Below are 26,529 nucleotides of genomic sequence, written 5' to 3'. Positions count from 1 at the left end.
CTCACGCCCGCTGGACAAAACTGTCCACGACCTTCTTCTCGCCGGCCTTATCGAAGGCGATGGTGAGTTTGTTGCCATCGATCCTGGTGACGCGCCCGTAGCCGAATTTCTGGTGGAAGACGCGGTCGGAGAGTGCGAATTCCGAGGTCGTGCCGGTGGATTTGGCGACCAGTTCGCCCTCGATCGTCATCGGCCCCCTGCGGCGCGAGGAGAAGCTGCCGAAATCGGGCGAGGACGACACGGACGAAAACGACGAGGCCTGTTCCTCGAAACCACCGGCCCCGCTGCGGCCGCCGCCACCGCCGCCCCGATTGCGGTTGGCCTGGGCGCGCTGCCAGCCCGGGGTCGAATAGGTGGAGCCGAATGCCTCCATGTCGTCGAAGCGCGAGGCGCCATAGCCGCCGGTGCCGCCCCAGGCCGAACCGCCCTTGGATTCCGTGATCTCGACATTGGCCGCCGGCAATTCGTCGAGGAAGCGCGACGGGATCGTGGTCGACCAGGTGCCATGGATCCGGCGGTTGGTTGCAAAATAGATTTTGGCGCGGCGGCGGGCGCGGGTGAGGCCGACATGGCCGAGCCGGCGCTCTTCTTCCAGGCCGGCGCGGCCCTGTTCGTCCAGCGTGCGCTGGCTCGGGAACAGGCCTTCCTCCCAGCCCGGCAGGAATACGTTGTCGAATTCGAGCCCCTTGGCCGAATGCAGCGTCATCAGCGATACCGCGTCCTCATCGGCGCCGCTGTCGCGATCCATCACCAGCGAGATGTGCTCGAGGAACCCTTGCAGGTTCTCGAATTCCTCCATCGAGCGCACCAGTTCCTTGAGATTCTCCAGCCGGCCCGCGGCGTCCGCCGAACGGTCCTTCTGCCACATCTCGGTATAGCCGCTCTCGTCGAGCACGATCTGCGCAAGGTCTGTATGTGCGGTGACCTCGCGTTGGGCGCGCCAGCGGTCGAACTGGGCGACGACGTCGCGCAAGCTTCCGCGCGCCTTCGGCTTCAGCTCGTCGGTCTCGACCACCGCGCGCGCCGCCTCGAACAAGGGGATGCGGCGCTTGCGGGCGTGGTCGTGCAACATCTGCACGGTGGCGTCTCCAAGGCCGCGCTTGGGCGTGTTGACGATGCGCTCGAAGGCGAGGTCGTCCGCCGGCGAATTGATGACGCGCAGATAGGCCAGCGCGTCGCGGATTTCGGCACGCTCGTAGAAGCGCGGGCCGCCGATGACGCGGTAGGGCAGGCCGAGCGTGACGAAGCGATCTTCGAACTCACGCATCTGGTAGGAGGCGCGCACGAGGATCGCGATCTCGTTGAGCTTGTCGCCCTGGCGCTGGATCTGCTCGATCTCCTCGCCGATGCCGCGGGCTTCCTCTTCCGAATCCCACGAGCCCGTCACCGTGACCTTCTCGCCGTCCTGGTCCTCGGTGCGCAGCGTCTTGCCGAGCCGGCCTTCATTGTGCGCGATCAGATGCGAGGCGGCGGCGAGGATGTGGCCGGTGGAGCGGTAATTGCGCTCGAGGCGGATGACCTTGGCGCCGGGAAAATCATGGTCGAAGCGCAGAATGTTGTCGACCTCGGCGCCGCGCCAGCCATAGATCGACTGGTCGTCGTCGCCGACGCAGCAGATGTTTTTCAGCTTCGAAGCGGCTGGTGCCAAGGCTTGCGCGGCGGCCGCGGCGTCCCTGCCGGGATCGTCGATCGCTTCCGGAGTGACCGCCGGGACTGGCAGCCCCGGCTGCGACGGCGCCTGCGACAACAGCCGCAGCCACAGATACTGCGCGACGTTGGTGTCTTGGTACTCGTCGACCAGGATGAATTTGAAGCGCTGCTGGTATTGCCGGAGGATATCCGGATGCTCGCGGAAGATGCGGATGTCTTCGAGCAGCAGATCGCCGAAATCGGCGGCGTTCAAAATCTTCAGCCGTTCCTGGTAGCTCGCATAGAGCTTGCCGCCCTTGCCGTTGGCGAAGACGGCGGCTTCGCCCGACGGCACCTGCGACGGCGTCAGGCCGCGGTTCTTCCAGCCGTCGATTAGGCCGGCCAGCATGCGCGCCGGCCAGCGCTTGTCGTCGATGTTGTCGGCCTGCAGAAGCTGCTTGAGCAGCCGGACCTGGTCGTCGACGTCGAGCACCGTGAAGTTCGACTTGAGCTGCGCCAGCTCGGCATGGGTGCGCAGGATGCGGCCGCCGATGGAATGGAAGGTGCCGAGCCACGGCATGCCTTCGACGGCATGGCCGAGCATCTGGCCGAGCCGGTGCTTCATCTCGCGCGCGGCCTTGTTGGTGAAGGTCACCGACAGGATCTCGGCCGGACGGGCGCGCCCCTGGCTGAGGATGTGGGCGATGCGCGTGGTCAGCACGCGCGTCTTGCCGGTGCCGGCGCCGGCCAGCACCAGAACCGGGCCGTCCAGCGTCTCCACCGCCTCGCGCTGCTCCGGATTGAGCCCGGACAGATATTGCGGGCCCACCGAGGCGCGCGCACGCGCGGCGATGCCGCCGGCTGCGGGCTGATGGTCGGGGACGCCAGTGATTTTGCTCGGCTCGGTCATGCGAATCATTTGGCCCCACGATGGCACCGCGGGGTGGGGGAGGGGGAGCCTTCTTAACAGGGATTGGTGGCTATATGGGGCGGCGGGAGGAGGTTTTCCACGTGCGCGGAAAGCCAATTTGTTCCTGCCGGTCAGGCGAATTTCCGGCTGCGGCAGCCCGGAACCAATGTTCCGAGTTGGAGATTGGTTCTGCAAGTGAGGCGCGCCGGCCGCGCCGATCGCAGACAGACATCTAAACAGAGGTTCGGATCATGCTTAGCTGGGTTGTGACGTTTCTGGTAATCGCCCTGATCGCCGGTATCCTGGGCTTTGGTGGCCTCGCCGGCGCATCGATCGAGATCGCCAAGATCATCTTCTTCATCGCGGTTGTCCTGTTCCTGGTGTCGGCCGTGGTCGGACTGGCTCGCGGACGTACCAGGGTCTAGCAATTGTGATCCTCATGGTGAGGAGCGCGGAACGCGCGTCTCGAACCATGAAGGCCCGGCTGTGGCCTTGCATCCTTCGAGACGCCCGCTTTGCGGGCTCCTCAGGATGAGGAATTAAGGCGTTACCGCTTCGAGGGCATCGCCACGCTCCGGCCGATGCCCTCGGGCCGTGCTACGGCGCCGTGGGCTTTGGCGATGGCCGCGACGCGCTCGCGGATATCCGGTGGAAAAGCCGCCACCTTTCGTGCGTTCATGTCCATGTGAAGCGACATGTTCTCGGAAGTTGCCGACAGCCAGCCCTCGGTCGCGTGCCGCATCTCCTCGAACGTGTGCAGCCGCTTGTCGTCGGCCTCAAGCAGCCAGACCAGGATCTGCACGGGATCGCCGAGGTGGATTTCGCGCAAATAGCGCACATGGCATTCGGCGGTGAAGGTCGAGCCGTGACGCTCCCTCTTGTAGACCGGACCGATCCCAAGCTCGAGCCAGAACTCGTCGATCGCGCGGTCGAACATCACGTTGTAATAGGCCATGTTGAGGTGGCCATTATAGTCGATCCATTGCGGCTCGATCTGCATGATCGAGGCGCGGAACGGCACGGCGTTGGTCGCTGTCGCAGCAGTCTCCGGCATGTTTCCTTCCCAAGCTATGCGCCCGGTCGCTTGACTTGACCGGTAAGATGTCCTTTGCCACGGTTCATCTCGTCGGGAGGAATGTCCGTGGGTACGATCATCACCAATAATCCGCCGCGGCCGGAGCCGAAAGCCCTCGCAAGCGCGCTTGAGCAGCTTGCCGCACGGTTCGGCAACCGCCTCATCACCTCGCAGGCCGTCCGCGAACAGCACGGCCATACCACGACATGGATCGTCAACCAGCCGCCGGACGGCGTGGTGATGGCGCAGGAGACCGCCGACATCCAGGACGTGGTGCGGATCTGCGCGAAAAACGGCGTGCCCGTTATCGCCTTCGGCACCGGCACCTCGCTCGAGGGCCAGGTCAACGCGCCCGCCGGCGGCATCTGCATCGATCTGCGCGACATGAACAAGGTGCTCGCGGTGCATGCCGAGGACCTCGACTGCGTGATCCAGCCCGGCGTCACCCGCAAGGCGCTCAACGAGCATCTGCGCGACCAGGGCCTGTTCTTCCCGATCGACCCCGGCGCGGATGCCTCGCTCGGCGGCATGGCCTCGACCCGCGCCTCCGGCACCAATGCGGTGCGCTACGGCACCATGCGCGACAGCGTGCTGGCGTTGAAGGTCGTGCGCGGCGACGGCGAGATCATCACCACAGGCACGCGCGCCAAGAAGTCGTCGGCGGGCTACGACCTGACGCATCTGTTCGTCGGTGCCGAAGGCACGCTCGGCATCATCTCGGAGCTGACCATTCGCCTGCGCGGCATTCCCGAGACGATTGCGGCCGGCGCGGTGTCGTTCGAGACCGTGCACGGGGCGTGTCAGGCCGTGATCCTGGCGATCCAGACCGGAATTCCCGTGGCGCGGATCGAGCTGCTCAACGCGGCGCAGGTGCAGGCCTGCAACGCCTATTCGAAACTGACGCTGTCCGAGACGCCGCTGCTGCTGATGGAATTCCACGGCAGCGATATCGAGGTCGCCGAGCAATCAAAGGCCTTCGGCGAGATCGCAAAGGATTGCGGTGGCGGCGACTTCTCCTGGACCACCAAGCCGGAGGATCGCACAAAACTGTGGCAGGCGCGGCACGACGCCTATTGGTCGGTCAAGGCGTTGCGCCCCGGCGACGGCATCGGCGTGGTCGCGACCGACGTCTGCGTGCCGATCTCGCGCCTGGCCGAATGCGTCGGCGAGACCGAGGAAGACCTCAAGCGGCTCAATCTGTTGTCGCCGATCGTCGGACATGTCGGCGACGGCAATTTCCACTGCTCGCTGGTCTGTGACACCAACGATGCCGACGAGATGGCGCGCGGCGAGGAATTCATGCATCGCCTGGTCGAGCGCGCGCAGGCGATGGACGGCACCTGCACCGGCGAGCACGGCATCGGCCAAGGCAAGCAGAAATATCTCAAGGCCGAGCTTGGCCCAGAGGCGATCGACGCGATGCGGGCGCTGAAGCAGGCGCTCGATCCGCAGAACATCTTCAATCCCGGCAAGATCGTGCCGGAGGCGTAGCGCCCGGCGTGACCGCCGTTTATGCTCGCTCCGTCACCTCGGAGCCGGCAATGCGGTGGTTCGCGCGCAAGACGCGTCAGGACATCTGGGACGAAGCGATCGAGCGGCCGCTCGGCGACATCGATGCCGCCGAGCGCATCCGTGCGATCTGTGAAGCGGCGGCGGCGAGCGCGGCAGGTTCCGCGCGCAGCGACAAGCACGACAGCGAGCGCTACGAGCGGGGGGCGAAAGTCGCGATGGAAATCGCGATGAAGATCTCGGATGGATTGATGCGCGACGACGCAGTCCGTCGCATCGTCGATCTCTGCATGAAGGCGAACGACCTCAAGACCGCGCAGATCCTGTTTCGTGCGATCCATGCCAGCTGGATCCGCGAAACGATACAGCGCGATCACCCGACGCTGGTGTCGTAGAGACCAATTGCCGCCACGAGGAAGGTGCGCCCCCTCCCTCGCTTGCGGGGGAGGGTCGGGGAGAGGGTGTCTCCACCAGCGATATATCGCGACTGGATAAAGCCCTCACCCGCCACGCTCTTGCGAGCGTGTCGACCTCTCCCGCAAGCGGGAGAGGTGCACCGAGTCCGCGGTCCAACTCAATTTATTCCGCTTTCGCCAGCTTGCGCACGGCCTCGTCCACGCTGTGGAACACGTGCTCCCTGGGCAGGGCATCGAACAATCTGAACCGCTCGAACGCGTCCTGCGCGCGCACCGATTCCAACCGCGCCAGCGCGACCGTGACGCCCTGTTCGCTGCACGCCTTGAAGACATCCAGCAAAACCTGCGCCGCGGTGAAGTCGATCTCGACCATTCCGCTCGCCTCCAGCACCAGCAGCTGCGGGGGCGTTGCGCCGAGCACCTTGGTCACGTCGCTGCGAAAGCCGGGCGCGTTGAGGAAGGACAGCGGCGCCTGGAGCCCGATGACGGCGACGCCGGCGATGCGCTCGCCGGTGATGTGTGGATGCGCCGGCCACCAGATCGTGGTGCCCGGCACGCGCTCGAACTCGACCAGCCGCGCACGCGTCGTGCTCCAGATGCCGTGCAGCAGCGACAGCACGATGCCCAGGAACGCGCCCTGCTGGATCGGCAGCACGATGATCAGCGCGGCGGTGGCAACGATCAGCAGGAACTCGCTTGGGGATTGGCGGTAGATCGTGACGATCTGCTTTACGCGGATGATGCGCAGCGCGACGAACAGCAGGATGCCGCCGAGTGCGGCATCCGGAACGTGCTGCAGCAATCCCGTTCCAAAGGCGAGCAGCGCCAGCACGATGGCCGCGGCGGCGAGACCTGAAAGCTGCGACTGTCCGCCGGTCTCGGCGACGATGCCCGTCCGCGGCGGGCTGGCATTGACCGGAAACGCGCCGAACAGTCCCGACAGCAGGCTGCCGGCGCCCGCGCCGAGAAAATCGCGATCGACATCGGCGGGCTTGTCGGGATCGGACGGGAACGAGCGCGTCGTGGCCGCGGTCTGCACCATCACCACGATCGTGATCACGAAGGCCAGCGGCACGAGGCGCACCCACTGCTCGGGCGCGAGCTCGGGAAAGGTCGGCCGCGGCAGCGTACCCGGCACGCTGCCGACGACGCTGACACCCTTGGCTTCAAGGCCGAGCGCGATCGTGGCCAAGGTCGCTGCGACGAGCCCGATCAGCGCGCCTGGAATTTTCGGGCTGACCTTCTCGGAGACGAAGACGACGGCCAGCACGCCGAAGCCGATGCACAAGTTGAAGGGATTGGTGCGGCCGAGCTCGCCTGCGAGCACGCCGATGCGATCCAGCGTCGGCCCGCTCGGCGATTCCAGCCCCAGCACGCCCGGCAATTGCGATACGATGATGTGGACGGAGATGCCGGCGAGGAAGCCGACCATCACGGGCACCGACAAGAGATTGGCGATGCCGCCGAGGCGAAGGGCGCCGCCGGCCAGCATCATCGCACCGACCATCAGCGCCAGTGCGATTGCGAGGCCCTGATATTCGGGCGAGCCGGCGGCGGCCAGCGCCGCAAGTCCGCCGGCGAAGATCGGCGTGATGGTGGAATCGGCGCCGCAGGACAGGAAGCGGTTGCCGCCGAGCATCGCAAAGCCCAGCGATCCCGCCATGAAGGCGAAGAAGCCGATCTGCGGCGCGAAGCCGCCGAGCCGCGCGGTGGCCATCTGCTCGGGGATCGCGATCGCCGCCAGCGTCAGCCCCGCGATGAGGTCGCCGGGCAGGGAGTAGGACGCGAGGGAGCGGAACAGCGGCCAAGAATGTCTCGACCAAGAATCCCGGGACAATGGCTTGGCGTGAGCGTCGTGCGGCATCGATGTGGAATCCCCGGAAAAGCTGGCGTCGGTCTGTCAGACTACAGCATTTCCGGGATGGAGAGCGGCGGATGGCGCGACGTCTCCGTCATCAACAAGAATGTCCGCAGGCGATGGGCTCGCGGACATCTCTCTCGGCGCGGGCGAAAAGCCTCAGTACCGGCCGCGGTCGTTGTGATAATCGCCGCCGCGACCGCCACCCATTCCCATGCCAAGTCCGATACCAATGCCGATGCCCTGCATGACGGCGCCGGGCGGCGGGCCGCGATCCGGCGGCGGCGCGCGCTCGTAGACCACTTCGGCAGGCGGCGGCCGGCGGGGCTTCGGTGGCGTCTCGACCAGCTTGCGCTTCGGCGGCGGCGTGTCGTCGACGCGCTTCTTGATGACGGGCGCGATTGCCGGGTTGACCGGCGTTGCCGGGGTCGACGGTGTCGAGCACGGGCAGGTCGGCGCCATTGCGACGGCGACCGGGGCCGGGATTGCCGCCGCCGCAACGGGCAAGGCATAGTTGCGGTTCTGCACGCGCAACAGCAGCCTGCGCGCGGTCGCGGCGAGGTCGCTGTTGTCCCAGTTCGCGAGATAGGCCTCGAAGGACGCGCGGGTATTGATCGCGGTGGCGCGCTCCCAGGCCAGCATCTGGCGCCGGCGCTCCATGATCGTGCGCAGCCGCGGCGTGTGGGTGTCCTGAGTGTACAACTCGACATAGGCCTGATACGCCGGCACGGTGTCGTCGGAGATGACGAGCTCATAGGCAACCTTGGCCGGCTTGCCCTGCAAATCCTTGCGCCAGTCCTCGACGCTGCGCGTGCCGCTGGCCAGCGCCATGGAGGATGCACCCGGGACGGGCGGTTGCGGGCTGCTGCTCTCGCCGAAGAACTTGAAATCGGTCGTCAGCGACGAGCTTTCCCAAGGGATCTGCCGTCCGTCGGTCGATTGCGCGACGGCGACGCGGATGCGCTTGAACACTTCCTCGATCGGCAGATTGGGCTGCTTGGCGACGGTCAGCGCCGCGGTGGTATAGGGACTGTCGATGCCGCTGCCGTCCTCGGCCTCCGCGCCGGGCGAGGTCGAATAGGAGATGAAGGAGCCGGGTGCGCCGGCCTTGGTGTCGACGATCGCAAGCCCGTGGCCGGCGCCGCTGAGCGCCGGGAACGGATTGTTGCGGCAGGCATCGAGCATGAAGATGCGTGCCCGCGTCGGCACAGCACCGAGCGTGTTGAGCAAATCGTTGAGCCGCACGCCCTGCAGCGGAATGTCGGCCTCGCGCTTGGGGTCGAGATCAACGGGGACGAGATAGTTCTCGCCGTCGATCTGGAGGCCGTGGCCGGCATAGAACACCAGGGCAACGGTGTCGGCGCCGCTGGCGCCGACCTTGCCGGCGAAATCCGAGATCGCCTGGCGCATCTCGCCCTGTGCCAGATTGGCCGCCGTGGTGACGGTGAAGCCGGCATTGCCCAGCAGTTCCGTCATGCCCTTGGCGTCGTTGGCGGCGTTGGGCAGTTCCGGCACGGTGCGATAGGCCGATTGACCGATCACGAGGGCGAGCCGCGCTTCGGCGGCGGCCTCCGTCGGCGTGCCCAGTTGCGCGAGCGCGAGAAGGCTGGATGCAAGAAACAAATTGCGAAGGACTGGACGGCACATGATGTCACCTCCATCGGCAATGCGCGCGATGATGCCACCCTTTCTAGATTGCCGCCACGCGTCTGTCTGTGCTCTGGATCACGTTGCGAACTACGGCAAAAGGGGCAGGAGGTCTGCCAAAGCCGGAGTGGCATCGTTCTGATGCCATCCATGTGAATTGCGCATTGATCCATGCGACAATGGGATTGATCCCTGTTGCTGCGCGAAAGCGTCCTCTCGCAGATCGGGCCCCATGCCGGTCGCATCAAAAATCCCGGAAAAACCTGGTTGTTTCGCCGCGCGCTGATGCCGGCGATGCTCGCAACTCCCGCTTTGCGGCGGTCGGCCGCAAGCCTTGCCTGCGCCGTTGCTTTGGCCATACAGTCCGCGCAACGGGTTGCGGCAACGACCGCGGCGCGAAAAATAATAATTGGGGAGAGACCGCATTATGTCCATCGTGCCCGTGAACCGTCGCGCGTTCATCAAGTCGTCGACGGGACTTGCCGCCGGCCTCGTGTTCTCCCCCGCACTCATCGGCCGCGCCGAAGCCGCGACGCTCAAGCTGAAATGCTCCTCCTCGCTGCCGAACGATCCAAAATTCGCCAACGGCCGCGTCTATTACGACAATCTCGTCAAGAATCTGAAGGGCAACGGCCTCGGCGAGCAGGTCGAGGTCGCGTTCTTTCCCGACAACCAGTTGGGGCAGGAAATCGACGTCATCAACTCGGTGAAGCTTGGCGTCATCGACCTCATGGTGTCGGGCTCGTCGATCTCGGCCAATCTGGTGCCGCTGGTGGGCACTTACGACCTCGGCTTTCTGTTCTCGAGCTTCCCGCAGCAGACCAAGGCGTTCGATGCCGGCGCCGCCAAGCCGATCGAGGACGCGCTGCTCAAGGGCGGCAACATCCGCATCATCGCCTGGGCCTATAATTTCGGGTCACGCAGCGTATTGGCGAGGAAGCCGGTGAAGACGCCGGAGGATCTCGCCGGCCTCAAGATCCGGACCCTGCCAAATCCCGTCATTACCGAATGCCTGCGGCTGATGGGGGCCGCCGCGACGCCGCTGGCGTTCGGCGAAATCTACACGGCGTTGCAGGCTGGCGTGCTGGACGGGCTGGAGCATGATCCGCCGACGATCCTGGCCAGCAAGTTCTTCGAAACGGCAAAATTCTATTCGCTGACGCAGCACAATTTCTCGCCGCTCGCGATCTACTTCAGCGACATGACCTACAATCGCATGGACCCGAAGCTGCGCGACGGCTTTCTCGATGCCGCGAAAAAAGCTGCGGCGGACACCCGTACCCATGGGCTTGCGGTCGAGAAAGAGGCGCTGTCGGCTTTGGCCGAGAAGGGCGTGACGGTGGCCGAATGCGACCGCGAGGCCTTCCGCAAGCGCGTGGCGCCGCAGACCGAGAACTTCATGAAGGCGCGGCCGGAATCCAAGCCCGTCATCGACATCATCCGCGCCACGCAGGCCTGACGTGGCCAAATCCGAGCTGGTGTTGACGGGCGTCGTGTCCCTCTCGGCTGAGCGCCACGGGAGCATCGCACGGCTGCTTCGCGTCAGCGACGCAATCGCGGCCATCCTGCTGGCCGCGGATCTCGTGGTCGTCTGCGGTTCCGTGCTGCTGCGCTTCTTCTTCAACGCACCGGTCGAGTGGGCCGACGACGTCGCGCGCGGCCTGATGGTCGGCTCGGCCTTCTTCGGCGCGGCGAGCGCGCTCGCGCGCGGCGAGAATGTCGGCGTGGCCTTCTTCCGCGACCTGCTGCCGCTGCGATCGCAAAGGCTGGTCGATGCCGCCAGTGCCGTGCTCGTGGTGCTGATCTCCGGCTATGTCGCCTACAACGCGATCAAGCTGGGCTCGTTGACTTCAGGCCAGACCACCGGATCCGGCCTGCCGCTGGAGCTGACCTTCTACCCGATGGGCGTCGGCGCGCTGTTCATGACGGTGTTCGCGATCGACCATCTCTGCGCAAGGCCGTTCCCTGATATCGTCAGGGGCTTCGTTACGATTGCCGTCGTGACCGGCCTTTATCTCGCCTGGGATTATCTGTCGCCCGCCACGGTGCCGTCGGCGGGAACGCTGATGCTGATCGGATTCTTCGCGACCCTGTTCGGTGGATTGCCGATTGGCTTCGCGCTGGCGCTGGCCGCGCTGATCTTCATCTGGGTCGAGGGTGCGCTGCCCGGCGTCATCTTTGCCCAGCAGATGGCGCGCGGCATCGACAATTTCGTGCTGCTCGCGATCCCGTTCTTCATCCTCGTCGGCTACCTCATGGAAGCCAACGGCATGTCGGTGCGGTTGATCGAGCTGTTGCAGCGTGGCGTCGGCCGCATGCGCGGCGGCCTGAACGTGGTGATGGTGGCCTCGATGGTGCTGTTCTCGGGCATTTCGGGTTCGAAGATGGCCGACGTCGCTGCCGTCGGCTCCGTGCTGATCCCGGCGGCGCGCCGCTCGAAGCAGAATCCGGGCGGCGCCGTGGCGCTGCTCGCGGCATCCGCGGTGATGGCGGAAACCATTCCGCCCTGCATCAACCTGATCATCCTCGGCTTCGTCGCGAACCTGTCGATCGGCGGGCTGTTCATGGCAGGGCTGCTGCCGGCGGCGCTGATGGCGCTGGTGTTGATCGCGGTCTCCATCATCTTCGGCAAGCCTCCGGCTGATGCCGAGGACATCGAGCCGCAGGCGCCGGTGTCGGGCCTGTGGAGCGGCGCGCTCGCCTCGTTCGGCCTGATCTTCATGATCTTCTTCGGCTTCAAGAGCGGCTTTGCCACGGCGACCGAAATCTCGGCCTTCGCCGTGGCCTATGCCCTCGTGGTCGGCAGTGTCGTGTTCCGCGAACTCAGCTTCAAATCGGCTGCGCACAGCTTTGTCCAGGGGGCGACGCGCGCGGGGCTCGTGCTGTTCATCGTCGCCGCCGCGCAGTCGCTGGCATTCACGCTGACCTTGCAGCAGGTGCCGCATGCGGTGGGCGATTTCATGCTTGGATTGTCCAAGACCTCAGGCGTCTGGATGTTTATCCTGCTCGCGATCGCCGTGCTGATCGTGATGGGTTCGGTCCTGGAGGGCGCGGCCGCGCTGATCATCTTCGGGCCGCTGCTGTTGCCGGTGGCTGTGCAACTCGGCATCGATCCCCTGCATTTCGGCGTCGTGCTCGTCATCGCGATGGGCATCGGCCTGTTCGCGCCGCCGCTCGGGCTCGGACTCTACGGCGCCTGTCTGATCGGCAACGTGCCGATCGAGCAGACGGTGAAGCCGATCATGGGTTATCTCGGTCTGTTGTTTCTCTGCCTGCTCGTCATCGCCTTCGTGCCATGGCTCTCGACCGCGCTGCCGCGGGCATTTGGCTACTGAAGGAGTTTTGCCGTGAAAGTCCTGCTCGCGCACACGCCGGAGATGCGGCGCAATTACTACGGCGACCGCAGCCTGAATGGCCTGCGCGCGGCCGCCGAGGTGATCCTGCACGAGAGCGATGATACGCTGGACGCGGCCGGCTTCGTGCGCGCTGCGAAAGATGTCGACATCATCGTCGCCGATCGCATGACGGAGGGGCGCGGCGAGATCTTTGCGCAGCTGCCGCGCCTGCGCGCGTTCGTCCGCTGCGCCGTCGACATCCGCAACGTCGACGTCGAGGCTGCCTCGAACGCCGGCGTGCTCGTGACCCGCGCGGGTCCGGGCTTCGTGCAGGCGGTCGCCGAGCTCGCGCTCGGCTTCATGGTCGATCTCTCCCGCGGTGTCTCGCGGGCGACGGCCGACTACCAGGCCGGCCGCAAGCCGGAGGCGCGGATGGGCCGTCAGCTCGCCGGCAGCCGGATCGGCATCATCGGTTATGGCAGCATCGGGCGTTACCTTGCCGAAGTGGCGAAGGTGCTGCGCATGGAGGTGCTGGTCGCCGATCCCTTCGCGACCGTCAGTGATGGCGCGATCCGGCAGGTCGGTCTCGACGAGCTCCTCGCCGTGTCCGACTATGTCGTCTGCCTCGCGGTCGCCAACGAGCAGACGGAGAGTCTGATCGGGGAGGCGGCGCTGGCGCGCATGCAGAAGCACGCCGTCTTCATCAATCTCTCGCGCGGCAATCTCGTCGATGAAGCGGCGCTGGCGAAGGCGCTGCTGGAGAACCGCATTGCCGGCGCGGCGATGGATGTCGGCCGCGCACCGGACCAGATGCCAAGCCCGGAGCTGGCAAAACTGTCCAACGTCGTCGCCACGCCCCATGTCGGGGGGCTGACGCCGCAGGCGATCGAATATCAGTCGCTGGAAACGGTGCGGCAGGTCGAAGCCATCGTCAAAGGCGAAGCCCCGCAGGGCGCCGTCAACGCCGACCACTGGACGCGGCGGCCTTAAAGCCGATCCACTGCCTTGAACGTCCCGTCCTTCTGGATCACCGTCAAAAACACCTTTGGCGGCGTCTCGATCGCGCGTACGCCGACGGTGACGAGGTTGCCGCTGATGTCGAAGCGGCCGATATCGTTGACGGCGCGCAACAGGCTCGCGCGCGTCGGGTGCGGTCCAGCCTGGTCCAGCGCCGCGGCCGTGAGGCGCCCGGAGAGGTAGCCTTCGAGCGACACGAAGTCCGGTGTCAGCGCCGGGTCGAACGCCGTCTGCGCGGCCTGGTAATCGGCGATGAGCTTTTGCGAGCGATCCCAGGGAAACGGCACGACCTGCGAGACGATGACGCCTTCGCCCTCGGGGCCGAGCTCCCGGGCGAGCGCGACGGCGCCGACGAAGGAGATGTTGACGAAAGTCGGACGCGCGCCGCTGCGGCGCGCGAGCTTGATGAACTCCGCGCAGGGCCCATAGGTCCCGACCATGACGATGGCCTCGGGTTCGGCGCGCTTGATCGTGCGCCAGGCCGAAGCGACCGCGCGGGTGTTGCGCTCGAAGGTGCCTTCGGCGGCAAGCTCGAGGCCGCGCCTGCCAAGCGCGCGCTTGACGCCGGAAAGACCGTCGCGGCCGAAGGAATCGTCCTGGTAGAAGATGGCGATGCGGGTGAACTGGCGATCTTCAGTGAGGTGCTTGACCCATGCCTCGGCCTCCGCGCCATAGCTCGCACGGATGTTGACCACGTTCGGGATCTCGAGGTCGCGCAAGAATTCGGCGCCGGTGAACGGACCGATGAAGGGAACGTTCCTGGCGCTGGTGATCGGAATGGTCGCAATCGCGGTCGGCGTGCCCACCGCGCCGATCAGCGCGAACACCTTGTCGTCGTCGATCAGCCGCAGCGTCTGAGCCACCGAGCGGTCGGGGTCGTAGCCGTCGTCGCGGCTGATGAGCTGGAGCTTGCGGCCGTGAACGCCGCCCTTGGCGTTGATCTCGGTGAAGGCTGCGACGATGCCCTGCCGCATCCGCTGTCCGAGCAGGGAGGAGGGACCTTCGAGCACGGCGGCCTGGCCGAACAGGATCGCATCGTCGCTGACGCCGACCTCGTCGGCCTTGGCCGCGAACGCGCTCGTGGCGAGGAGCGCGATGGTCAAGGCGAGGTATGTCGCTGATCGCGATCGTGTCATGAGGAGGCTTGCCGGATGCTGGAGGCGTCGTGAAAACGATAGGTCTCGCGCCCTGAACAGCTCGCTAACCTGCGCCGCGTCGATGGTCCGTAAGACTCCGGGGAAAACCGGCAAGTTACTGCCAGACTGACGCAAAGTGCAGGTCAATCGTTAACTAAGCCACGTGATGCGGAACGCCCCGGTTCCGAAATTGTGCAGTTGTTAACCGCGTCCTTGTCCGATAGCAGTTCCGGTGGTTCAACCAGAAGTGGGCCGCTGCGTGGTGGGGCCTTGCGGATCAAGATGGGCGGTCGCGATCAGAAAGATCAGGATCGGAGGCGGTTGACCGGATGGTGGCGTGCCGCGCCGCTGCTCGGGCTCTATCGCCCTGCGCTCGTCGCGATCGGAATCGGTCTTCTGTTCTCGATCGTGGGTGCGGCTGCCGTGGCGCGATGGGAAGACCGCGTCAACAGAGTCGAGTTCGACAACGCGGCCGAGACCGAAGCCATCGTCATGCAGAACGGCATGGGCGAGTACATCTCCAGGCTCGTCGCGCTTCGCACGCTGTTCGAATCGACCAACGACGAGATCACCCGCAGCGAATTCGAGACCTTCAGCGCCCGTCTGTTCGAGCGCCATCCCGGCATGCTGCGCATCTCATGGGTGCCGCGCGTGAACCGCAAGGAGCGCGCAGAATACGAGGCCGCGGCGATCGCGGACGGCGTGTCCGGTTATCGCATCAAGTCGCTCCATGGCGATGCGTTCGCGACCGCACCGCAGAGCGACGAATATTTTCCGGTGTTCTACTCGACCCAGCCGAAGACCTCGCCGGTCTACGGCATGGACTACGCGACCGTTCCGGAGCGGCGCGCGGTCCTGGAGCGCGCGCGCGACACCGATCGGGTCGCTGCCATTCGTACGCGCCTCTACGAGCCGAAGGAGGGCGGCCGGCAGCCCGACGTCCTCGTCGCCATTCCCGTCTACGCCAAGGGAACGTCGCGCGACACGGCCGTGGACCGGCGCCGCAACCTCGCTGGCTTCGTCGTCGGCGTCTTCGACCTGCCGCTGCTGATCCAGTCCATTCGCGTGACCACCGGCGCCAGCCCCGCGGTCAGCGTCAACGTCTATCCGCCGTTCACGGGGCAGATCGTCGGCCTGGAGGACATGCTGCCGGATTACTCCTCGGCCGCCACGGCGCCGCAGTCGATGCGGGACGTCGCGCGGGGACTGCACTGGTCGGGCGGTCTCAAGGTCGGGGACACCGATTGGCCGGTGCGCGCCATGCCGACGGCCGGGGGTGCACTGGAGACCCCCTACGACCGGGCGGCGGCGGTGCTGATCGTCGGCATGCTGCTGACGCTGTCGCTGTCGACCTATCTCATGCTCGCGAGCCGCAATTCGCTGCGGCTGTCGCTGGCGAACCGGCGGGTGCTCGAACTCGCCCAGACCGACATCCTGACCGGACTGCCGAACCGCGCCTTCTTCCTCACCCGGCTCGACGAGCTCAATGACCGGTTGGAGGACGGCGGTCCGGCCTTCTCGATTCTGATGCTCGATCTCGACCGCTTCAAGAACGTCAACGACTCGCTCGGTCACGGTGCCGGCGATGCGCTGCTGCGTCAGGTCGCGCAGCGGCTGAAATCCGCGCTGCGTGCCAGCGACCTGCTGGCTCGGCTCGGCGGCGACGAATTCGCCATCATCCAGGAAGCCTGCGAGGATCAGCGCGTCTGCTCGACCGAGCTGGCGGGCCGGATCGCAAAGCTCGTGGCCGAGCCGTTCCTCCTGCCCGGACACCGCGTCGAGATCGGCACCAGCATCGGCATTGCGATCGCGCCGGATCACGGCAGCGACCAGGAGCAGCTCCTGAAGAAGGCCGACCTTGCGCTCTACCGCTCGAAATCAGCCGGCCGCAACTGCTTCACCATCTACGACGAGGCGATGTCGGCCGAGCTCGAGGCCCGCAGCACGCTGGAAGGCGATTTGCGCGATGCCATCGCGCGGTGCCAGCTCGAGGTGCACTACCAGCCGTTCGTCGATGCCCTCAGCGGCGCGCGGCGCGGCTTCGAGGCGCTGGTGCGCTGGCGGCATCCGAGCCGCGGTTTGATTCCGCCGGACCAGTTCATTCCGCTTGCGGAGGAAACCGGACTGATCGTGCCGCTCGGCGAGTTCGTGCTGCGGCGCGCTTGCGCGGATGCGGCCGGCTGGCCTTCCGATCTGATGGTCGCCGTGAACCTGTCGCCGATCCAGTTCAAGGAAGCTGAGCTGTTCGAGATGATCAGCGCGGCGCTCGCGGATTCCGGGCTGCCGCCCCAGCGGCTGGAGATCGAGATCACGGAATCCGTGCTACTGGAACGCGGCGTCGAGAACCACGCCTTCATGGAGCGGCTGAAGAGTATCGGCATCGAGCTCGCGCTCGACGATTTCGGCACCGGCTATTCGTCGCTCAGCTATCTCACCGCGTTCCCGTTCGACAAGATCAAGATCGACAAGTCGTTCATCCGCAATCTCACGCATCAGCCGCGCAGCTCCGCCATCATCGCCTCGATCGTGACGCTGGCGCGCGGGTTGGACATGTCGGTCACCGCGGAGGGCGTCGAGACCCGCGAGGAGTTCGAGCGGCTGAAGGCGCTCGGCGTCAATTTCGCGCAAGGCTATCTGTTCGGCCGCCCGCAGCCCGTCGAGCGGATTCTGTTCGACGCGCCGGTCAAACTGTCACAACGCGACGCCGCCTGAGCGCGCCGCCTCGTCCTTCGAGACGACCGCTTCCAGCGGTCTCCTCAGGATGAGGCTAAGCGGCATCGGTGCCCGTTGAACTGTTGCCGCGCACTCCGTCCTCATCCTGAGGGCCCGCCGCAGGCGGGCGTCTCGAAGGATCGGCCACAGGCACGCATCCCGTCTCGCTGTATCAACGGGCATGCGCGAAAAGCGCTTGACCCGCTCACCCCGGGATGGTCCGTAGATCGTCCAGGGATGAAACACATCATGCGGCTTCCGTTCTTCTACGGCTGGGTCGTGGTCGCGGTGACCTTCGTCACCATGGCCATCGGCGTCAACGCGCGCACCGCCTTTTCATTGTTCTTTCCTCCCATCATCTCCGAATTCGGCTGGGAGCGCGGCGTCACCGCGGGCGCCTTCTCCTTCGGCTTCGTGGTGTCGGGCGTGGTCAGTCCGCTGATCGGCCGCCTGATGGACCGCGCCGGCCCGCGCGCGGTGATGGAGCTTGGCGTCGTGCTGATGGGCGGCGGGCTGCTGCTCGCGCCACTCACCAGTGCACCCTGGCATCTCTATGTCACCATCGGCGTCATGGTCGGCGCCGGCTCGGTATGTCTCGGCTATTCCGGCCAGTCGCTGTTTCTGCCGAACTGGTTCATCCGTAAGCGCGGCTTCGCGATCGGCATCGCCTTCGCCGGCGTCGGCATCGGCTCGGTGACGCTGCTGCCATGGGTGCAGCACATGATCGAAGAGACCGGGTGGCGCACCGCCTGCACCGCGATGGGGCTGATGATCCTGATCGCGCTCGCGCCGATCAATCTGTTCCTGCATAAGCGCCCCGAGGATATCGGCCTGCAGCCGGACGGCGATGCCGCGCCGGCCGCGGGTGCGTCGCGGCCTGTCTCCAACATCGTCGATCCCGTCTGGGTCGGTACCGAGTGGACGCTCCGGCGCGCTGTCGCGACCGCGCGCTTCTGGTGGATCGCGCTCGGCTATTTCTGCGGCCTGTACATCTGGTACGCGGTGCAGGTGCACCAGACCAAGTTCCTGCTCGACATCGGCTTCAGCCCGAGCGTTGCGGTGTGGGCGCTCGGCACCGTCAGCCTGCTCGGTATCCCCGGCCAGATTCTGCTCGGCCATGCCTCCGACCGGATCGGGCGGGAATGGGTGTGGGCGATCAGCTGCGCGGGCTTTGCGATCTGCTTTGCGGCATTGATGGCACTGAAATTCCAGCCGTCATTGTGGCTGGTCTACCTCATGGTGTTCACGCAAGGTGCGCTCGGCTACGGCCTCACCTCGATCATGGGCGCCGTGGTATTCGAGATTTTTCAGGGCAAGCACCAGGGCGGCATCTTTGGCACGATCATGCTGGCAGCGCTTGCGGGTGGCGCGGCCGGACCGTGGGCGACAGGCTTGCTCTATGATCGGGCCGGCGACTACACGCTCGCCTTCGGCATCGCGATCATCGTGAGCGGATTGTCGGCGCTGTCGGTCTGGCGGGCCTCGCCGGGCAAGGTGCGGGCCGTGGCGGGGCGGCTGCACCGGCTCCAGGCGGGAACCGGCGCCGAATAGGTTCCGCATGCACCGTATTACCTTCGCCTTTTTCGCTGAACGTTAAGCATGTCGCGTCTTGGCGTGGTGCAAGGGGGGCTGCAAAAACGTCTTGGACACCATCGCAACGCTAGCGTCGCACCGATTGCCGCATTTTCCCGATGCCTCCGGGTCCAACGATGTCTGCCTCCGATTGTGCTGTGACGGAAATTCCGGAAGTGCTGTTGGCTGCGTTCGAATGCGCCGACGATGGCATCGTCATTGTCGATAGCGCGCATCGCATCACGCATTTCAACGCCGGTGCGGAGCGGATCTGGAAACTCGCGCGCGCCGAGGTGCTCGGCCGCGATGCCGAAATTCTCACCCTCAAATGTCTCCAGGCCGATCCTGTCAGCGATTTCCGCGAGGAGATCAGCCTTGTGCGGCGCGACGGCAGCCGAATCCGGACAGCCATATCGCTTTCGTCCGTTGCGGGTGGCGGCGTGACCCATCACGTCGTGTTCGCGCGCGACGTCACCACCGATGCGGAACGCCGCGCCAGGATTGGGCTGCTCCACGCCGTTTCCGATCAGACCAACCGTGCCGTGATCATCACCGACATTGAACAGAACATTGTCTACGTCAATTCGGCGTTCACGGCGCTGTTCGGACATACCAGCGAGGAGGCCGAGGGGCGTCACGCCGGCGAGCTCATCGCCGGGTGCCATACGGATCGCAAGGGTATCGCCAAGCTCGTCAAGCGCCTGGTGACTGGTGGCCAGCGCGGCGAAATCGAGACGCTGGTCTACGACAAGGACGGCGAGGAGATCTGGGTCTGCGCCCGCATCGACGCGTTCCGCGACAGAAAGGGCCGGGTCAAGCACATCTTCGCGCTGCTCGAGGACATCACCGAGACCAAGCAGCTGCGCTCGCTCCAGCAGCTCATCATGGGTGCGCTCGCCGACGAGATTCCGATTGGCGAGATCGCAGATCGGCTCTGCCGCCGGGTCGAGCAGATCGCGCCCGACGTCGTCTGTTCACTGCTTCACGTCGACGCCGAGGGCCTGATCCATCCGCTCGGCGGCCCAAGCCTGCCCGAAGACTATTCCCGCGCGCTGGACGGCATCGCCATCGGTCCCAAAGTCGGCTCCTGCGGAACCGCGGCCTTCTACGGCGAGCCGGTTCTGGCTGAAGATCTCGACACCGATCCGCGCTGGCAGCCCTACAAGGCGATGCCGCTCGCGATCGGCCTGCGCGCATGCTGGTCCACCCCGGTCAAGTCCAAGGACGGCCGGGTCATCGCCACCTTCGCCTTCTACTACCGGGAGCCGCGCGCACCGAGCAATTGGCACCGGCGCATCGTCGATGCCTGCGTCAACCTCGGCGCCTTCGCGATCGAGCGCAAGGAGGCGCGCGCCGAGATCGCGCGGCTCGCCTATCACGACATCCTCACCGGCCTGCCGAACCGCGCGCAATTGCGGCACCTGATCACCACCGCCATCGATGCCTGTCCGACCGGCAGCCACGTCGCGCTGGCCTTCCTCGACGTCGATCATTTCAAGGACGTCAACGACACGCTCGGTCACGCCGCCGGCGATGAGCTGCTGATCCAGCTCGCGCAGCGCCTGCGCGAGCACATCGGTCCCGAGGACATGCTGGGGCGGCTCGGCGGCGACGAATTCGTCATCCTGCTGCCGCAACGCGCCGCCGAGGGCGCCGAGCGTGTCGCGGCCGGAATCACCGAGGCGCTGTCGGCGCCGTTGCGCCTCGGATCAAGGCTGATGCCGATGTCGGCCAGCATCGGCATCAGCCTTTACCCCGATCACGCCACCGACATCGACACGCTGATGCAGCAGGCCGATGCCGCCATGTACATGGCCAAGCAGGCCGGACGTTCGACCTACCGCCTGTTCAGCGCGGAGATGAACGGGCTCACCGAGCAGAGGCTGGCATTGATCGCGGCGCTGCGCCGCGCCGTCGCCGAGGGCGCGCTGACGCTGAGCTACCAGCCGCAAATCCGCAGCTGCGACGGCGCGATTCACGGCGTCGAGGCGCTGGCGCGCTGGCACGATGCCGTGCTTGGCGACGTCTCGCCGGCAAAATTCATCCCGCTTGCCGAGGAATGCGGCCTGATCGAGCAGATCGGCCTGTGGTCGGTGCGCGAGGCTTGCCGGCAGATGGCGAACTGGCGCCGTGCCGGGCTCGACATCCCCAGCGTGTCGGTGAATTTGTCCCCGATCAATTTCCGCAATGTCACGCTGGCCGCGCGGCTCAAGGACATCCTTGCTGAATACGAATTGCCGGCGGATGCGCTGATGCTCGAGATCACCGAGGGCGCGTTCATGCAGGACAGCGTCGCCGCGCTCGAGACGATGAACGCAATCCGCGAGCTCGGCGTCGGGCTTTCCGTGGACGATTTCGGCACCGGCTATTCCAGCCTCAGCCGGCTCGCCCATCTGCCGATCCGCGAATTGAAGATCGACCGCAGCTTCATGCGCGACATCGAGAAGGACGCCGGTGCGCTCGCGATCGCCACCGCCGTGGTGCGCGTCGGCCAGGGCCTCGGCATGACCGTTGTCGGCGAAGGGGTCGAGACCGAGGCGCAGCGCAAGGTGCTGGCCGAACTCGGCTGCGACGTCGTGCAAGGTTTCCTCTATGCGCCCGCGCTCCCGCCTGTCGCCTTCGAGCGCTGGCTGATCGAGCACTGCGCCGAGCAGGCGAGGGCGATGCTGGCTCGCCTCGACATCGCGCCGGCAGGTCGCGACGCAGTGAAGCGCTCGGCGTAGAGCGTGGATGCCAGACTACAATCGGCCGCGACGGCGTGCCATGACCGCTCTGCGCTTGGCTTCTTGATCCAGTTGCCGGCTCTGAATCGTCAGTTTTGCGGCACGAAACGGCCGAAGGACGGTAGTTTGAGACAAAGTTTGACGATGAGAGGAAGCGCGAGGACCGGGATGACGCACGCCGCGACATAGCCCTCCGCGAGGGTTGGTAGACCGAAGCTCGCGGCTGCCCACACGAGAGTGACGTTACGGTTTCCGGTCACGAGGCCTATTGTCCCGGCGGTCTGCAGCCCTAGCCTGGCGAATGCGAGAGTCGCGAGCGCGCACAGCCCAAAGTTGGCAACGATTGCCGCGACGAGCATCATGTCGAAACGCAGGGCATTGCTGGTCCACTGGGCCCGTATGCCTTGTGACGTGGCTAGTCCCACGATGATGAGTCCGATAACGGCGATCCCGGTGGCCGCGCGTTGATCCGGCAGAACGGGGGTCAGATGTCGGTGGAACCGTATTGCCAGAAAGGCAACCATGCCCGCAGCTCCGATGATGCTGAACAGCCGGATAGCCAGGGCGCCCATGTCGAACGCAACTCCAAGTCCGAGCACTGTGGCAAAACACGGAATCGAAATCGGCGCGAGGAGCGTCAGTGCGATGGAGACGAGTAGCGCAAGGCGTGGTCGCAAACCAAGCATCCCCGCAATCGCAGCGGCGCTTCCAACCGGCGGCGCCAGCAGCGAAAGCAGAACACCGGCCCGCAGCGCAGGATCGAGCGGAAGAAAGGACAGCAGAGCAGCGGCAGCCAAAGGAAGCGCCAAGCCAACCCAAACAAGCACCAGAGCCATCAGAGGCGGACGAATCCCGACTTCGGACGGAGCGAGCCCGGCAGTGAGAAACGAGCCGAGCGTCAGGAGGAATGCTGAAAAAGGCAAAAGATCGTAGCCGATGTGAGCGAGGGGACTGATCGACAGCCCGGCGCAAAGTGAGATCACCAGAAGCGTCGGTCCTTGTCCGCCAAGCGTAGACAATATTCTGCCAACGTACATATCGGCCCCTCGTCTATGTGCGTGTCAGCACGGTGAAATCGTCGGATCGCAGGCTCTGACGGCCGGAACATGCGGCGCATGATTGGCGCGACACCAATGGCACCCGTCGAAGGCGGAATGGCACCCGTCGAAGGCGGGTTCGCCGGCATCAGCGCGCACAGTGCCGGGCGACGTTCGTGGATCTCGCCGCTGCGACGATCAAAACAATCCGGGGCTCAAATCCAGGCCGTCGGTGAGCGAGAGCACGAACACGAAAGCGCACGCTCCGGCCAGCAGCAGAGCGTGTTTCGCCGCGTCGGCGCGGGTGACCGAGAGGGCCGTCCGGGAAATCGCGTTTATGATTGCTGCCATGTCGGCCTCTTGATCTTTCACATCAGTCAACCAGCTTCCGTCGCCGGCCGCCGTCAGTCGCCCGAGGCTGCGACGACCATGGGAGGATGACCTTGCTCGGGTGCTGCACGCGCCATCAGCACGGCGCCAATCACGTGAACGACGCCGAATCCCAGAAGAATGAGGATCATCAGATGTGTTTCTCTCAATCGTCTCATTTTTTTATCCCTTCCATTGTTCGGCATCTGACGAGCGCGCGCTTTCGTGTCCGGCGATGGCGTCCTGTCGCAAAGGCTGATTTCGGCCCGGTCGGAGCCGAGATGCCGGTAGCGATGAATGACCTTGATTGCCTGCAGTCGGCGGGATTCGTGAAGTGCAGCGATGATCGCTGATGCCACGGAGGCCCGAGGCGGCGCGAGAACGTCGATCGTCATGGCTATTCTCCTGATGCTGCGCGGCATGGCGCAACCGGGTGCGCGCCCATGCCCGCAATCCTGAAACGATTGAAACCTGCATTGAAATCTGCCGCCGCGTTTGCTGGCAGGGCCAGGTACGGCGGCGGTGTTCGCTTACGGGAGCGGCGGGTTCGAAACGTAATGGGTGACGAAATCATCCGAAGCGAGATTGGCCTGGTATTCGCGAGGCCTTTGGCTCGTTGCAGCGAAGCCGATCAACAGCGTCAGGATCAGTCCATAGAATGCGACCGGCCCAATTCTCGAAGTCGTGGCAGTTCGCCCTTCCTGCTCGGTTGAAAGAAAAGCGTGCGGTTGCGATCGTATTTGCGCGATATCGGTCAATGCGACCTCCTGTTTGACGGCCATGTGATGTTGGAGTCCACTCAGTCGCCTCTAGCTGGGCCTAAGCAGGATCGGCTCCCAGAAGAATCGGGTGGTTTCGGACGTCGCCTCGTGCCGGCAAATCCCGATGTCGTTGAGGTATTCGGGCCGGTCCCTGAGGTCGGCAAGCAGCTCTGCCCTGAAGCAGGCGCGCTGGTACCAGGTGACGAACAGCGTGAGGGGCGCCAGGCTGCGCGGATGAAAATCCCTTGCAGGGGCAATAGCGTCGGGGATGCGCGCTTGGGACCTTGCCCGGGACGTGGTTGCGGCCTCAGCAAATGACGCGTGCGTCACCGTCGATTCCTCCACCGAGAGACAGGAAGGCTGATGCCGCGGCCATCTCTGGGCCGTGTTGTCAGTAGCTTCACGCCAATCGAGAGTTCGATCGTCGAAGTTGGCCAATGCGATCTCCTGCTTGATGGCCATTGTGAAGTCGGAGTCCATCAGTCGCCTCCGAATAGGAGCGGTGCGACCGGAGGTGCCGAGTCCGATGCGGCCATGGCTCTTGGAGCGGCAAAGACCGTCAGCGCGGCGTCGATCCCCGCAAGGGCTACGAAAAGGATGGCGACCAACGCTAGGAGGTGACGCGCGCGCATGACTGCTTCCCGATGAAATTGCCGAGCGCCGATTCACCAATCGGCATCCCGTCGCAATGCGATCAGAACCTGCGATCGTCTTCGCTGGCGTTACTCCACCGTCATCGGCACGTTAATAATGTGCGCAAAGCTGGCAATTCGTGTAGAATGTATACGACAGAGTGCGACTGATTAAATCGGAGGCGGATTGGCCAAAGCGACGTCTACGTCACGCCCAAATTTTACGCTGTCGCTTCTGGGACGTTTTGTACTGACAGGCCGGGATGGCGCCGTCAGCTTGCCCAACAAGAAACTCGCGGGATTGCTCGCTTTTCTGGCCTGCATGGCGCCTCACCCGCAGTCACGCGAAAAGCTGTCGACCTTGCTGTGGGGATCTCACCTCGATGCGCAAGCGAAGCAAAATCTGCGGCAAGCGCTCTTCAAGCTGCGTCAAATCCTGGGCCAGGATGCTCTACAGAGCGATGGCGAATTCGTATCGTTGAATGCCACACTGATCGCATGCGATGTGAGCCAATTTGAGGGGCTTGTCCGGGAGGGGAGCCGTGATGCCTTGAGTGCGGCGGCGGACCTCTATCGCGGGCGCATGGCTGATGACATCAGCGTCGGCGAAGAAAGCTGGAGCGAATGGGTGACCGGCGAACGTGAGCGGTTATCGGAGCTGGCGCTGGGCGCTCTGGTGACGCTCGGCGAGCTCGAGCTCTCTGAGGGACGTGCGGAGCAAGCCCTGCGAGTCGGCCAGCGCGCCAATGCACTCAATGACATGCGCGAAGATTCGCATCGCTTGATCATGCGCGCTTTGTCCGCAACCGGACGTACCGCCGAGGCGCTCAAATATTATCGGGACATCGTTGCCTTGCTGAAGCGCGAGCTGAGCACCGAGCCCGATCTGGCAACCAAATCGCTGGCCGCGGAACTGCGCAGCAATCACGCGCAGGACGTCGTGCCGGCAGCGGCTGAGGTCGCGCCAGAGGTCTCACCCCCGCTGGCGCTCATCATGCACGGCGAGAAGCCGTCCTTGGTGGTTCTACCATTCAGGAACATGGGCGGTGACCCCGAACAGAACTATTTCGCCGACGGCGTCACTGCGGACATCATCACGGCCTTGTCGCGCTTTCGCGAACTCGTGGTGATTGCGCATGGGTCGAGCTTTGCCCTCCGGGACAAGGGAATGACCAGCCAGCAGATTGCGCAACAACTCGGCGTCCAGTACGTCTTGAGCGGCCATATACGCAAGGCCGGCAGCCGCATTCGCGTGTCGGCCGAGCTGACCCATACCGGCAGTGAGGCTCAGGTCTGGTCCGATCGCTATGACCGCCCACTGACCGACATCTTTGATCTTCAGGATGACGTCAGCAGCAGTGTCGCTGCGGTCGTCGATCCCGCCGTTCGTAGCGCCGAGATCCAACGAGCACGCCGCAAGCCGCCAACCAATCTTTCTGCGTATGATCTTTATTTGCGTGCCCTTCATCACCTATGGGGCGGCACCCGTGAGGACATCGCCAAGGCGATGGACTTGCTTCGACAGTCTCTCCGCCTTGATCCGGCGCGTACGCCGACGCTCGCGGCGCTGGCTTGGGGACTGGTCATGGCTCCGCCGCTTGGCGCGCACACACCGGCGGACGGCGCGGCCGAGGCGCTCGGTCTGGCGCGCCGCGCCGTCGAGCAGGACGGCACGGACGCTTTTGCCCATGCGGTATATGGCTTCACACTCTTTGGGCCGGCCGGCGACAACGATCAGGGGCGTATTCATGCCAGCGAGGCCGTGAGGCTCAATCCCAGTTCCGCCTTTGCGTGGGGTGTGCTCGGAATGATCGATAGTATGGCAGGCGAATACGAGAACGCCGTCGCATGCCTTCATCGTTCTCTCGTCCTCAGTCCCTACGACAGCATGCTGCATTTGTGGATGACAGGATTGACGGCGTCCTGCTTTGCGCTCGGGCGCCATGAGGATGGCATTGCCTGGGCACGCAAGTCGGTTCGGCACAATCCGGGCAATGGCACCGGCCATCGTATGTTGGCGGCCAATCTGGTCGCCGCCGGCCGCCTGGAAGAAGCCCGCGAGATCACGCGGCGTCGCGATGCGGCACAAAAAACAACGATCCGCGATCTGCGCGCCATGCGCTTTTTCAAGCAAAACGACGTTCTCGAACGCTACCTTTCAGCCCAGCAGGTCGCCGGTGTGGCCGATTGA

At 65.0% G+C, this 26,529-nt stretch carries 20 protein-coding genes; 10 read left to right on the top strand and 10 right to left on the bottom strand.

Annotation, left to right across the window (positions count from 1 at the left end; genetic code table 11):
• Position 1: 1 nt before the first annotated feature.
• A complete protein-coding gene (locus IVB31_RS26570) occupies positions 2-2,548 on the bottom strand; it encodes a UvrD-helicase domain-containing protein (RefSeq protein ID WP_247329772.1) in 2,547 nt (848 codons plus the stop codon).
• Between the two features lie 242 nt (positions 2,549-2,790).
• Here IVB31_RS26570 and IVB31_RS26565 point away from each other — a divergent pair, with 242 nt between their 5' ends.
• Entirely contained in the window at positions 2,791-2,964 is a 174-nt protein-coding gene (locus IVB31_RS26565; RefSeq protein WP_007613448.1) for a DUF1328 domain-containing protein, read from the top strand.
• Positions 2,965-3,086: 122 nt separating this feature from the next.
• Here IVB31_RS26565 and IVB31_RS26560 read toward each other — a convergent pair whose 3' ends face one another.
• A complete protein-coding gene (locus IVB31_RS26560; protein WP_247329770.1) occupies positions 3,087-3,593 on the bottom strand; it encodes a thioesterase family protein in 507 nt (168 codons plus the stop codon).
• Between the two features lie 87 nt (positions 3,594-3,680).
• Here IVB31_RS26560 and IVB31_RS26555 point away from each other — a divergent pair, with 87 nt between their 5' ends.
• Together IVB31_RS26555 and IVB31_RS26550 are read left to right on the top strand one after the other, a co-directional pair.
• Entirely contained in the window at positions 3,681-5,105 is a 1,425-nt protein-coding gene (locus tag IVB31_RS26555) for an FAD-linked oxidase C-terminal domain-containing protein (RefSeq protein WP_247329767.1), read from the top strand.
• Between the two features lie 50 nt (positions 5,106-5,155).
• Positions 5,156-5,518, top strand: a complete 363-nt coding sequence (locus tag IVB31_RS26550) for a hypothetical protein (RefSeq protein ID WP_247329765.1) — start codon at positions 5,156-5,158, stop codon at positions 5,516-5,518.
• Positions 5,519-5,702: 184 nt separating this feature from the next.
• Here the strand turns inward: IVB31_RS26550 and IVB31_RS26545 are convergent, their stop codons facing one another.
• Positions 5,703-7,403: a SulP family inorganic anion transporter gene (locus tag IVB31_RS26545; RefSeq protein WP_247329763.1), complete on the bottom strand. Its 1,701-nt coding sequence runs from the start codon at positions 7,401-7,403 to the stop codon at positions 5,703-5,705.
• 153 nt (positions 7,404-7,556) lie between these two features.
• Complete coding sequence (locus IVB31_RS26540; protein WP_247329761.1) at positions 7,557-9,044, bottom strand: caspase family protein; 1,488 nt, start codon at positions 9,042-9,044, stop codon at positions 7,557-7,559.
• Positions 9,045-9,471: 427 nt separating this feature from the next.
• Here IVB31_RS26540 and IVB31_RS26535 point away from each other — a divergent pair, with 427 nt between their 5' ends.
• The 3 genes from IVB31_RS26535 to IVB31_RS26525 are packed head-to-tail and all read left to right on the top strand — an operon-like array spanning position 9,472 to position 13,369.
• Positions 9,472-10,503 carry a TRAP transporter substrate-binding protein gene (locus IVB31_RS26535; protein ID WP_247329759.1) on the top strand — a complete coding sequence of 344 codons (1,032 nt, stop codon included), beginning with the start codon at positions 9,472-9,474 and terminating at the stop codon, positions 10,501-10,503.
• Between the two features lie 22 nt (positions 10,504-10,525).
• Positions 10,526-12,379: a TRAP transporter large permease subunit gene (locus IVB31_RS26530; RefSeq protein ID WP_247330578.1), complete on the top strand. Its 1,854-nt coding sequence runs from the start codon at positions 10,526-10,528 to the stop codon at positions 12,377-12,379.
• A 12-nt stretch (positions 12,380-12,391) separates the two neighbouring features.
• Entirely contained in the window at positions 12,392-13,369 is a 978-nt protein-coding gene (locus IVB31_RS26525) for an NAD(P)-dependent oxidoreductase (RefSeq protein WP_247329757.1), read from the top strand.
• Here IVB31_RS26525 and IVB31_RS26520 read toward each other — a convergent pair.
• Positions 13,366-14,532, bottom strand: a complete 1,167-nt coding sequence (locus IVB31_RS26520) for an ABC transporter substrate-binding protein (RefSeq protein ID WP_247329755.1) — start codon at positions 14,530-14,532, stop codon at positions 13,366-13,368. The genes IVB31_RS26525 and IVB31_RS26520 overlap by 4 nt on opposite strands.
• Before the next feature lie 282 nt (positions 14,533-14,814).
• Here IVB31_RS26520 and IVB31_RS26515 point away from each other — a divergent pair, with 282 nt between their 5' ends.
• The 3 genes from IVB31_RS26515 (at position 14,815) to IVB31_RS26505 (ending at position 21,539) form a co-directional block, all read left to right on the top strand.
• Positions 14,815-17,244, top strand: a complete 2,430-nt coding sequence (locus IVB31_RS26515) for an EAL domain-containing protein (protein WP_247330574.1) — start codon at positions 14,815-14,817, stop codon at positions 17,242-17,244.
• A 249-nt stretch (positions 17,245-17,493) separates the two neighbouring features.
• Positions 17,494-18,795, top strand: a complete 1,302-nt coding sequence (locus IVB31_RS26510; protein WP_247329753.1) for an MFS transporter — start codon at positions 17,494-17,496, stop codon at positions 18,793-18,795.
• A 158-nt stretch (positions 18,796-18,953) separates the two neighbouring features.
• The gene (locus IVB31_RS26505; protein WP_247329751.1) at positions 18,954-21,539 is read left to right on the top strand and encodes an EAL domain-containing protein; all 2,586 of its coding nucleotides are present in this window, start codon (positions 18,954-18,956) and stop codon (positions 21,537-21,539) included.
• 89 nt (positions 21,540-21,628) lie between these two features.
• On the opposite strand, the gene IVB31_RS26500 is transcribed toward IVB31_RS26505, so the two are convergent.
• The 5 genes from IVB31_RS26500 to IVB31_RS26480 form a co-directional block, all read right to left on the bottom strand.
• Positions 21,629-22,576, bottom strand: a complete 948-nt coding sequence (locus tag IVB31_RS26500) for a hypothetical protein (protein WP_247329749.1) — start codon at positions 22,574-22,576, stop codon at positions 21,629-21,631.
• A gap of 198 nt (positions 22,577-22,774) precedes the next feature.
• Positions 22,775-22,957, bottom strand: a complete 183-nt coding sequence (locus IVB31_RS26495) for a hypothetical protein (protein WP_247330612.1) — start codon at positions 22,955-22,957, stop codon at positions 22,775-22,777.
• 23 nt (positions 22,958-22,980) lie between these two features.
• Positions 22,981-23,340 (bottom strand): hypothetical protein, encoded by a 360-nt coding sequence (locus tag IVB31_RS26490; RefSeq protein ID WP_247329747.1) that lies wholly within the window; start codon positions 23,338-23,340, stop codon positions 22,981-22,983.
• A gap of 135 nt (positions 23,341-23,475) precedes the next feature.
• Entirely contained in the window at positions 23,476-23,703 is a 228-nt protein-coding gene (locus IVB31_RS26485) for a hypothetical protein (RefSeq protein ID WP_247329745.1), read from the bottom strand.
• 51 nt (positions 23,704-23,754) lie between these two features.
• Positions 23,755-24,186 carry a hypothetical protein gene (locus IVB31_RS26480; protein WP_247329741.1) on the bottom strand — a complete coding sequence of 144 codons (432 nt, stop codon included), beginning with the start codon at positions 24,184-24,186 and terminating at the stop codon, positions 23,755-23,757.
• Positions 24,187-24,525: 339 nt separating this feature from the next.
• Here IVB31_RS26480 and IVB31_RS26475 point away from each other — a divergent pair, with 339 nt between their 5' ends.
• Positions 24,526-26,529 (top strand): BTAD domain-containing putative transcriptional regulator, encoded by a 2,004-nt coding sequence (locus IVB31_RS26475; protein ID WP_247329738.1) that lies wholly within the window; start codon positions 24,526-24,528, stop codon positions 26,527-26,529.

Source organism: Bradyrhizobium sp. 21, assembly GCF_023073335.1.
In the GTDB taxonomy this organism is placed as follows: domain Bacteria; phylum Pseudomonadota; class Alphaproteobacteria; order Rhizobiales; family Xanthobacteraceae; genus Bradyrhizobium.
Note: the sequence above shows the minus strand (reverse complement) of the source record. Positions and strands in the feature narration are given on the sequence as shown.